Origin of the sequence: Clostridium tarantellae (assembly GCF_009295725.1) — a bacterium.
GTDB lineage: Bacteria > Bacillota > Clostridia > Clostridiales > Clostridiaceae > Sarcina > Sarcina tarantellae.
This window is the reverse complement of record NZ_WHJC01000134.1, coordinates 1-9,351: the sequence shown is the minus strand read 5'-3', so window position 1 is coordinate 9,351 and position 9,351 is coordinate 1. Positions and strand designations below refer to the sequence as shown.

The 9,351-nt window shown below is 26.1% G+C and carries 10 protein-coding genes and 1 riboswitch; of the genes, 2 read left to right on the top strand and 8 right to left on the bottom strand.

The features are described from left to right. Positions 1-276: 276 nt before the first annotated feature. Together GBZ86_RS09580 and GBZ86_RS09575 are read right to left on the bottom strand one after the other, a co-directional pair. The gene (locus tag GBZ86_RS09580) at positions 277-729 is read right to left on the bottom strand and encodes a hypothetical protein (RefSeq protein ID WP_152890106.1); all 453 of its coding nucleotides are present in this window, start codon (positions 727-729) and stop codon (positions 277-279) included. A gap of 137 nt (positions 730-866) precedes the next feature. Next, a complete protein-coding gene (locus GBZ86_RS09575; RefSeq protein ID WP_152890104.1) occupies positions 867-2,381 on the bottom strand; it encodes a C40 family peptidase in 1,515 nt (504 codons plus the stop codon). A 255-nt stretch (positions 2,382-2,636) separates the two neighbouring features. Then, positions 2,637-2,740: riboswitch (purine riboswitch) on the top strand. 24 nt (positions 2,741-2,764) lie between these two features. Between GBZ86_RS09575 and GBZ86_RS09570 the strand changes: the two genes are divergently transcribed. Further along, positions 2,765-4,165: an NAD(P)/FAD-dependent oxidoreductase gene (locus GBZ86_RS09570; RefSeq protein WP_152890102.1), complete on the top strand. Its 1,401-nt coding sequence runs from the start codon at positions 2,765-2,767 to the stop codon at positions 4,163-4,165. A gap of 161 nt (positions 4,166-4,326) precedes the next feature. On the opposite strand, the gene GBZ86_RS09565 is transcribed toward GBZ86_RS09570, so the two are convergent. From GBZ86_RS09565 to GBZ86_RS09555, 3 genes are all read right to left on the bottom strand, one after another. After that, a complete protein-coding gene (locus GBZ86_RS09565; RefSeq protein WP_207707436.1) occupies positions 4,327-4,971 on the bottom strand; it encodes a YczE/YyaS/YitT family protein in 645 nt (214 codons plus the stop codon). Between the two features lie 164 nt (positions 4,972-5,135). Next, positions 5,136-5,621, bottom strand: a complete 486-nt coding sequence (gene ybaK / locus GBZ86_RS09560; protein ID WP_152890098.1) for a Cys-tRNA(Pro) deacylase — start codon at positions 5,619-5,621, stop codon at positions 5,136-5,138. 38 nt (positions 5,622-5,659) lie between these two features. Further along, on the bottom strand, positions 5,660-6,601 hold the full coding sequence (locus GBZ86_RS09555; RefSeq protein WP_152890096.1) for a ribonuclease Z: 942 nt from the start codon (positions 6,599-6,601) through the stop codon (positions 5,660-5,662). A 116-nt stretch (positions 6,602-6,717) separates the two neighbouring features. Between GBZ86_RS09555 and GBZ86_RS09550 the strand changes: the two genes are divergently transcribed. Next, positions 6,718-7,098 (top strand): hypothetical protein, encoded by a 381-nt coding sequence (locus tag GBZ86_RS09550; RefSeq protein ID WP_152890094.1) that lies wholly within the window; start codon positions 6,718-6,720, stop codon positions 7,096-7,098. A gap of 75 nt (positions 7,099-7,173) precedes the next feature. Here the strand turns inward: GBZ86_RS09550 and GBZ86_RS09545 are convergent, their stop codons facing one another. The 3 genes from GBZ86_RS09545 to aroQ all read right to left on the bottom strand — a co-directional run bounded on the left by GBZ86_RS09545 (position 7,174) and on the right by aroQ (position 9,211). Further along, entirely contained in the window at positions 7,174-7,758 is a 585-nt protein-coding gene (locus GBZ86_RS09545) for a hypothetical protein (RefSeq protein WP_152890092.1), read from the bottom strand. A gap of 91 nt (positions 7,759-7,849) precedes the next feature. Further along, a complete protein-coding gene (locus GBZ86_RS09540; protein ID WP_152890090.1) occupies positions 7,850-8,701 on the bottom strand; it encodes a prephenate dehydrogenase in 852 nt (283 codons plus the stop codon). Positions 8,702-8,764: 63 nt separating this feature from the next. Continuing rightward, the gene (aroQ, locus tag GBZ86_RS09535; RefSeq protein WP_152890088.1) at positions 8,765-9,211 is read right to left on the bottom strand and encodes a type II 3-dehydroquinate dehydratase; all 447 of its coding nucleotides are present in this window, start codon (positions 9,209-9,211) and stop codon (positions 8,765-8,767) included. Positions 9,212-9,351 lie beyond the last annotated feature (140 nt).

Below are 9,351 nucleotides of genomic sequence, written 5' to 3'. Positions count from 1 at the left end.
TCCTTGTAAAATTAAGTTTTGGTCGGCAAACCTACTATTATTTTACATCGGAGGTTTTATTTTTTTCTACTCATAGCTATAAGCTTTTTAGAACCACAGGTAAAACCTGTGGTATTCATTAATACAATAAAATCTGCTTGGCAGACCGCCTTCGGCACTTTAATTAAAGTTATCCACAGATTCTCAAAATTATAATTTCCTAAAGAATAAAAAAGTGGCTTTCGCCACACTTGAATATTTGTGATTTTATATAAAAATTCTACACTTTACTATAAGTTAAAATTTTAAAAGTGTAATATCAAATTTTTTAATGTAAACAACAAAATTTAAATCTCCAGAAAAATATAATCTTCTATTAATAAAATCTACTCCTAATGTAGCCACTATTCCAACTCCAGATACTGATAAATCAACATTTATTTTAGTATTATCTTTATCAATAGTTGTATTTATTATATGAATACCAAAAAGATTTATTTTTACTTTAAAAAAACTATTAGTTAAATCAGAAACATCTATATTATAATCAATATCCCAAGCTATCGGTCCCCAACTTCCATTTAATTCAGTATTCATTGGTAAACTATCAAGCTTTTCACTTGAAATATATCCCATAGGTAATGCTATCCTTGATTCATTAACTGGTAGTTGTGTCATACTAGTTCCATTACCAATCTGATATGAACTTTCAGGATTATATAGCATATAAGTTGTAGTCTTAACCACCATAATAACACTTCCCTTTTATATAATTTTTAGTTACACTATTATTAATATGTTATATTAATTAAAATTGTTCCACATTAAAATTTATCTCTAAAAAAAAGTGTATAATCACAAATCTTTATGATTACACACTTTTAGTTTTATCTAATTATTCTTCTTGCTCTTCCTATTTTATTCCACTGTACATTAGTAATTCTAATTGTAGCATTTTTATTTGGAGATTCAATCCATTGATTATTTCCTATATACATACCTACATGTCCTAAATCATGATAAAATAATAAATCTCCTGGCTTAACATTTTTAACATTTACTTCAACCCCAGCCTCAATTTGATCCCAAGTTGTTCTTCCTATACCAATACCAACTTTATTAAAAGCCCATTGCATTAATCCTGAACAATCAAAAGCTCTATATCCAGCATCTACAAACCTTGGATTTATATCGTAAAATCCTCTTGCTGCATGATCTGGAAATCTTCTTCTTAAATCTTTAAGTAAAGATGCTGTTAAATATTCACCTGAACCTCCATAAATATATGGAGTACCTATATGTTCTTTCATTATACTAAAAACTTTGTTAAATGTAGCTGTACTATCTTCATTACTATCTTCATTATTACCTTCAGTTTTAGAAATATAATCTTTACTAACATACCCTGTAGAACCATTAAAATTTATCTTGTACCAATTTCCAGAAGTGGCTAATACTTTAACTTTTTCTCCTGGATATAAAGATCCTATTATAGTACTATTAGTACTAGGTTTTGTTCTTACTCTTAAGCTTGTTGATACATTTACAACCTTTCCCCAAAATTCATTAGATTCTTCTGGTTGAGAACCATCTCCTGAATTATTTTCATCTGAAATCTCTTTTACATAATCTCCATGAACATATCCTACAGTTCCATTACTATTTATATGATACCAAGAACCACTTTTTCCCTTTATATCGAAAGTTTGTCCTGGGCTAAGTGAACCTACTATTGCTGAATTTGTACTTGCACTTGATCTTATTCTTAAACTTGAAGTGACATTTATAACTTTTCCCTTTCCTTTAACATTATCATCTGTTGGCGGTATTTCATCTGAAGAATTGCCATTTAATTCTTTTACATAATCCTCATGAACATGACCCACTAAGCCATTAGCATCTATATGATACCATTCTCCATTTTTTGACTTTATGTTAAAAGTTTGTGATGGACTCAAATGTCCAACTATTTTTGAATTTGTACTTCCACTTGCTCTTACTCTTAAACTTGAAGTAACATTTACAACTTGTCCTCGTGATGATGTTGCTGATTCTCCTCCTCCAGAACTTGATGTTCCCTCTATTTCTTGTACATAATCTTTATGTACATATCCTATTTTTCCATTAGCATTTACATGATACCATTCACTACTTTTACCTTTTATTACAAATACTTCTCCATTTGCTAAATGACCAATAACTTCTGAATTAATATTTGAACTTTTTCTTATTCTTAAACTAGTATTTACATTTACAACCTTTCCTTTTTTAACTTCTGATTTAGATTGTGAATTGTTTTCATTTAATTCAGTAGCATAAGCTTTTTGTGTTGTAAAATGAGCGGTAGTTATGGATGCTGCCGAGGCTGTCATTAATACTAATGCCATTTTCTTTTTATTCATCATTTTCTCCCCCGAATTCTTTGAGTTTTTTCAATTTTCACCCTATAACCCAAACATTGCTATTTATAATATACATTATTTTCTGTATATTAATCAACTATGTAACTTTTTTACATTTTATTCCATTATACATCTTTTTATTGCATTTATCAACCTGCGAATATTTTTACATTTTTTCAATAAAATATATGCTTAACTATTGCATTTTCAAAATTTATCCTTTAAAATAAATTTGTATTACGAACTTTTAATTTTAATTTTAATTTAATGTTCACTTGTATAAATCTAACAATATGGATTGGATGTTTCTACAGAACTACCGTAAATAGTTCTTTCCTATAAGTACACTAAATATTACTAATTTAAATCTGGGAGGTACATACATGAATTTTGACGTAATAATAGTAGGAGCTGGACCAGCCGGTATATTTACTGCATATGAATTAAAAAAAGAAAAACCTGAAGTAAACATTTTATTAATTGAAGCAGGAAGAGCTATAGACAAACGCTCTTGTCCAAAATCAAAAACACAAAAATGTGTGTCTTGTAAACCTTATTGTCATATAACCTCTGGTTTTTCAGGTGCTGGAGCATTTTCTGATGGAAAATTGTCATTAAATTATGAAGTTGGTGGAGATTTACCTGAACTAATAGGATCACCAATAGTTCAAGAATTTATTGATTATACAGATACTATTTATTTAGATTTTGGAGCTGACACTAGAGTTGAAGGAATTGATAACACTGATGCGGTTAAAGAAATTAGAAGAAAAGCTATTGTTGGTGGATTAAAATTAATAGATTGTCCTATTAGACATTTAGGCACTGAAAAAGCACAAGAAATTTATTTTAAAATTCAACAACATTTAATAAAATCAGGAGTTGAAATAAAATTTGATACTGTTGTTTCAGATTTAATAGTAGATAATAATAAAATTAAAGGAATATCATTAGCTGACTCAAAAACAAAAAAATATATAAACAATGTATATAGTGATAAAGTTATTGTTGCTACTGGTAGAAAAGGTGCTGATTGGCTTAAAGATATGTGTATTAAACATAAAGTTAATCATAGAGCTGGTACAGTAGATATAGGAGTACGTGTTGAACTTAGAAATGAAGTTATGGAATCTGTAAATAATGTACTTTATGAATCAAAACTTATTGGTTATCCTGCTCCTTTTAATGATAAAGTTAGAACTTTTTGTCAAAACCCAGGTGGCTTTGTTAGCCAAGAAAATTATGATAATGATTTAGCTATAGTAAATGGTCATTCTTATAAAAATATAAAATCTGATAATACTAATTTAGCTATATTAAGTTCTCATAATTTTAGCCAACCTTTTAATGAACCAATAGAATATGGCAAAAAGGTAGCAGAACTTGTTAATATGCTTGGTAATGGGAAAATATTAGTTCAAAGATATGGAGATATATTAGATGGTAAAAGAACATGGGAAAAAGAATTATATCAATCCAATGTAAAACATACTCTTCCTGATGCCGAAGCTGGTGATTTAACTTCTGCTATGCCTTATAGAACAATGACTAATATATTAAATTTCATCCAAGCTATGGATGCTGTAGTTCCTGGATTTGCTAGTAGAGAAACTTTGCTTTATGGACCTGAAATTAAATTCTATAGTAATAAAATAGATTTAGATAAAAATTTTGAAACTAATATAAAAGGATTATATTGTCTTGGTGACTCTAGTGGTTGGACAAGAGGTTTAATGATGGCATCAGCTATGGGAGTTATTATGGGAAGATATTTGTCTAAATAATTCCATTATTTTAATAAAAATTAAATTTCTAATAATAGTACTTTAAAATATAAAAAATAAGTAACTTTTAAAACATGAAAGTTACTTATTTTTATTTTAAATCTTATGTATTATCAGTACAGCATTACAATATAAATACAAAAATTTTTAATAAACATATTTTAATTTATTTTTAATTTTTTAATTCCATCACTTAAAGATTTATGTTTAACTTTAGTAACATCAAATCTACATATTTTAAAAGTTAGTTGTATACAGTATCCTAATGCTATGGCTGTTATAACTGTTCCTAATCCAACTTTTCCTCCCAAAAAATATCCTAATATTAAAACACTTATTTCAATAAAACTTCTTATAAATTTAATAGATTTATTAAATTTTTTACTTAATCCTACCATTAGCCCATCCCTTGGACCACATCCAATTCCACATCCTATATATAAAACGCATCCTAATCCCATTATAAACATACCTATAAGCATCATTATAATACTTATTAAAATATTATTAGATACGGGAATAATATTCATATTCATAATTATATCCATAAATTGTCCTACTAAAATCATATTTAAAATAGTTCCAAACCCAACCTTTTCGCCTAAAATAATTCCTATACCCACACAAACAAATCCTACCATTATACTAGCTTGTCCTATGGTTATTCCTGTTAATCCTGATACTCCTTGGTGAAAAACATCCCATGGCGATAATCCTAAGTTAGAATTTAACATTAAAACTGTAGAAGTTGCACATAAAATAAAACCTAGAAGTAATCTAAATAAAATAAATATTTTATTGTTCATAATCTTCATCTCCTCTCCCCATTTTTACACTTAAATAATAATTATATCATAAGTAATTTTTTTTGTAATTAAATTTACATATTTTCATTTTTCAGTCTTGAAATCAAAAATAAAGAAACCAAATCAAATTTAGTTTCTTCTAAAAATTTAATATTTTAACTTATTTATTTTATTAACAATGTAAATTTACCTTCAACTATATTTAATAAATCATTAGGCTTAAGTTTTATTTGATGTCCTATTTTCCCTGCACTAACTATTATATAATCTAAATCTTTTGCACTTTCATGTATAAAAGTTTTATAAGATTTTTTCATTCCTATAGGAGAACAACCTCCCCTTATATAACCTGTAAACTTCATTATATCCTTAACAGCTATCATTTCAATTTTCTTTTCTCCTGCTATTTTAGCTGAATTTTTTAAATCTAACTCATCTTCTACTGGTATAACAAAAACGTAAAGCTCTTTACTTGTTCCTTGAGCTACCAAAGTTTTAAAAACATATTTTTCATCCACTCCAATTTTATGAGCTACAGAAATTCCATCTATTTTACCATCATTACTTTCATAACTTAACATTTCATAAGAAACTTTTTTAAAATCTAATATCCTCATAGCATTTGTCTTTACTATTTTTTCTTTAGCCATTACTTCACCTCTTAATATATAAAAAACTCCTATAAATATTATCTATCTTCAAATTTTAAATTTAAAACTAATCTATCCTCACCTATTATGGTATTTGCAAAAACCTCTAAAGCATTATTTTTATAACTTTCTGGCTCATTCATAGCAGAACTAAAATGAGTTAATAAAAGTTTATGTACATTCCCTTTTTTAGCTAAAGTAGCTGCTTCTCTAAAAGTCATATGTTTATTTTTTATTGCTTTTTCAATATCACTATCATCTCCATAAGTTCCTTCACAAATAAATAGATTACTATCTTTTATAAACTCTTCTAACCCTTCAACAGGTCTACTATCTGTTATATAACTTACCTTTAATCCTTTTCTCTCTTCACCTAATACCATATAAGAATAATATATTTTTCCATCTACAGTTACTTCCTCTTGTTTTTGTAACATTCCCCATAACTTTTTAGGTACATTATTTTCAATAGCTTTTTCCATATTAAATTTTGCAGTTCTTTTAATATAAAAATTATAACCTATACAAGGCATTCCATGGTCCAATTCTATTGTGGATAATATTATATCACCATTATCTTCTATTTTAAAACTTTCCTTAGTTGATTTTATCATAATAGGTTTTAATGGATTTTCAATTACATTAATTTCATAAGGTAAAACAGGAACTACAGTTCTTAATCCATCTATTACATCTTTAATTCCTTTCGGTCCTATAATAGTTAATGGTTCTACTCTTCCACTATTACCAATAGTACCAAGTAATCCTGGTAATCCAATTATATGATCTCCATGGGTATGAGTTATACATATAATATCTATAGTTTTAAATCCCCATCCTAATAATCTCATGGATACTTGTGTTCCTTCTCCACAATCTATTAAAATTTTTCTTCCTTTGTAACTCATAAGAGTAGCTGAAAGATATCTATTTGGCATTGGCATTCCACCACCAGTTCCTAATAAGGATATATCTAACATAATACTTCACTTCTTTCTTAACTTTAATTTATAAATTATTGCTTATAAATTATTTTACTATAATTTTATGTTTATATAAAATAAAATTGTAAATACTACAATATGAGGTGATATTTATGAATAGAAGCGTTGGAGTTAATACTAATAAAGAATATAAATATATTTTAAACAAAATGAAAAGATATGATACTTGCAAATATCATTCTAAGTTTTCTAATAATGAATCTAAAGATAAAATTAATGACTTTTTATTTAAAATTTATGATTTAAAAGATGATATGAATAAAAATATTAAAATCAATAATGTAGTTCAAAAATTTAAAGATGGACTATATGACTTTTCTAAAAAACATGAAATTAGAAAATCCCTTTCTAAAAATTGTAATTGTTTAAAGGAAAAATGCCTAACTATGGATAAAAAACTTATAACTGCTATAACTCTAGGTATAACTGTAGGTGTTTTAGGATATGCTACTATAAAATTTATAAAATCATAAATTTTTATAATAAAAAACATCATCTTGTATAAAAAACAAGGTGATGTTTTTATTCTAATTTTTAATTTATTTAAATTAATTAGAATAACCTGTAGGAATATTTCCTACCAATATTCTCATTAATTCTCCATTAGTCTCTACTAGCCATTTATCATTATTTTTAACTAAGCTAATAGTTCCTGTTCTTTCTTCAACTTGTTGATTTTTAAGTAATTTCATTAAAGACTCTGTCATTAATCTATCTATTTTTTCTGATGAATACCCTTCTCCTGTTTCTCTTTCTTTTGTTTGTGAAGCCTCCATAATCATAGGGTATGCTACTCGAACAGTTTCATCTACAACTCTTCCTGTATCTATACCTTTTACTTTAACTTCTACTTTAGCTTCTGACTCATTTAAATGTTCAGCAGTTACCTCTCCTTGAAATTTTGAAAATACTTCATTAAAAAATATCTTTTCATCCTCACTTCTATTTCCTATACTATTTTCTTTATTAACACCTATACACATTTCTCTTGCATCAATATTTTTTTGAGACACTGCCTTTAGAAAATCATTTACTAAATCAGAAGGAGTTTTTTCTTTAGCTATAGTTCCACATCCCATTAAGGAAATAAATAAAACTAAAATAAGTAACATACTTGAAAATATTTTTCTCATAAACGTTTCCTCCATATAAAAGCTAAAACTATAGGTTTATTATATCACATATTTACATATTTGTTTTATTTTGTAAAATAGTATATTTATTTTATTCTAGTACTTCTCTTTTTCTTGTAGATTCTTTAAATATTTCTTTTAAACTTTCTTCTTCTTCATTAACTAAACATTTTTTTAATATATCTAACTTTTCTTGAAAATCATCTATTCTCTTTATTAAATTATTTTTATTTCCTAAAAACAGTTCACACCAAAGATCTTCATTTATATTAGCTATTCTAGTAAGTTCTCTATAGCTGTCCCCTATGAAATCACCAGTTTTAATATTTAAATTATCACTATTTATAAGTGATACTGCAATAGCATGAGGTAATTGACTAGTAAAAGATATTATTAAATCATGTTCTTTAGCACTTAATCTTTTAACTTTTTTAAACTTCATTAAAAAAGCTAGTTCTTCAATAAACCTTAAATTTTCTTCTTTATTATTTTCAGTAGGAGTTATTATAAAGTTAGCTTTTTTAAATATAGTTCCACAAGCATAATTTAATCCTCGTTTTTCTCTTCCCGCCATAGGATGACAAAAAATAAAATCTATATTTTTTTCTCTAGGCAATAAATTCTCTACTTCATTTATAAAATTATCTTTTATTCCTGTAACATCTGTTATAATTAACCCTTTTTTAAAATAAACTTTATACTTTTCAATAAATTTTTTTATAGATTTAGGATAAATACATAAAATAAGTAAATCTGTTTTTTTTATAAATTCTTTACTTTTAATATCATTATCTAAAGCCCCATCTTTTATAATCAATAAATCTTTGGCTTTTTTTATAGTATCATAATTAATATCTATACCATAAATATTATAATCACTTTCTTTTAAAGCCATAGCATAGGAACCTCCAATAACTCCAAGCCCTACAATAGTAATATTCATCACATATTCCCCTCTTTATGAAAATTCTCAACATTTTCTTATAAAATTTAACTTTAAACTTATTTAACCTACACTCTCTTGTATATAATTTTCTAAAGCTTTAATTGCTAATATATATCCATAAACTCCAAATCCTGAAATTTGTCCTATACATGCTGCTGCTGTAACTGATTTATGTCTAAATTCTTCTCTTTTATGTATATTACTTAAATGTACTTCTACACAAGGAAGATTTACTGCTTTTAAAGCATCATAAATAGCTAAGCTATAATGAGTATATGCACCTGGATTTATTATAATTGCTGTATATTCATCAAAATAAGCTGAATGAATAAAATTAATTATTTCTCCTTCTATATTGCTTTGAACACAAGTAATATCATAAGATAATTTTTCTCCTTCATTTTTTATATATTTTACAACATCACTATAATCCATTACTCCATAAATATTTTTTTCTCTTATTCCTAACATATTTAAATTTGGTCCATTTATAACCATAATTTTCATACTTATATCCTCCATTAAAATATTATTTTTTTAATAAAAAGACTTTTTGGAAGAATAATTATAATATGTTAATTAATTTATCAATAGCCTCACTTAAAGTACTATCATTAACTATTTCAAAATCTTTATATATATTATAT

What these genes read in the sequence shown, in the direction of transcription:
- GBZ86_RS09580 (WP_152890106.1), bottom strand. Translation starts at nt 729, where the DNA reads ATGGTGGTTAAGACTACAACTTATATGCTATATAATCCTGAAAGTTCA.
- GBZ86_RS09575 (WP_152890104.1), bottom strand. Translation starts at nt 2,381, where the DNA reads ATGAATAAAAAGAAAATGGCATTAGTATTAATGACAGCCTCGGCAGCA.
- GBZ86_RS09570 (WP_152890102.1), top strand. Translation starts at nt 2,765, where the DNA reads ATGAATTTTGACGTAATAATAGTAGGAGCTGGACCAGCCGGTATATTT.
- GBZ86_RS09565 (WP_207707436.1), bottom strand. Translation starts at nt 4,971, where the DNA reads ATGAACAATAAAATATTTATTTTATTTAGATTACTTCTAGGTTTTATT.
- ybaK (WP_152890098.1), bottom strand. Translation starts at nt 5,621, where the DNA reads ATGGCTAAAGAAAAAATAGTAAAGACAAATGCTATGAGGATATTAGAT.
- GBZ86_RS09555 (WP_152890096.1), bottom strand. Translation starts at nt 6,601, where the DNA reads ATGTTAGATATATCCTTATTAGGAACTGGTGGTGGAATGCCAATGCCA.
- GBZ86_RS09550 (WP_152890094.1), top strand. Translation starts at nt 6,718, where the DNA reads ATGAATAGAAGCGTTGGAGTTAATACTAATAAAGAATATAAATATATT.
- GBZ86_RS09545 (WP_152890092.1), bottom strand. Translation starts at nt 7,758, where the DNA reads ATGAGAAAAATATTTTCAAGTATGTTACTTATTTTAGTTTTATTTATT.
- GBZ86_RS09540 (WP_152890090.1), bottom strand. Translation starts at nt 8,701, where the DNA reads ATGAATATTACTATTGTAGGGCTTGGAGTTATTGGAGGTTCCTATGCT.
- aroQ (WP_152890088.1), bottom strand. Translation starts at nt 9,211, where the DNA reads ATGAAAATTATGGTTATAAATGGACCAAATTTAAATATGTTAGGAATA.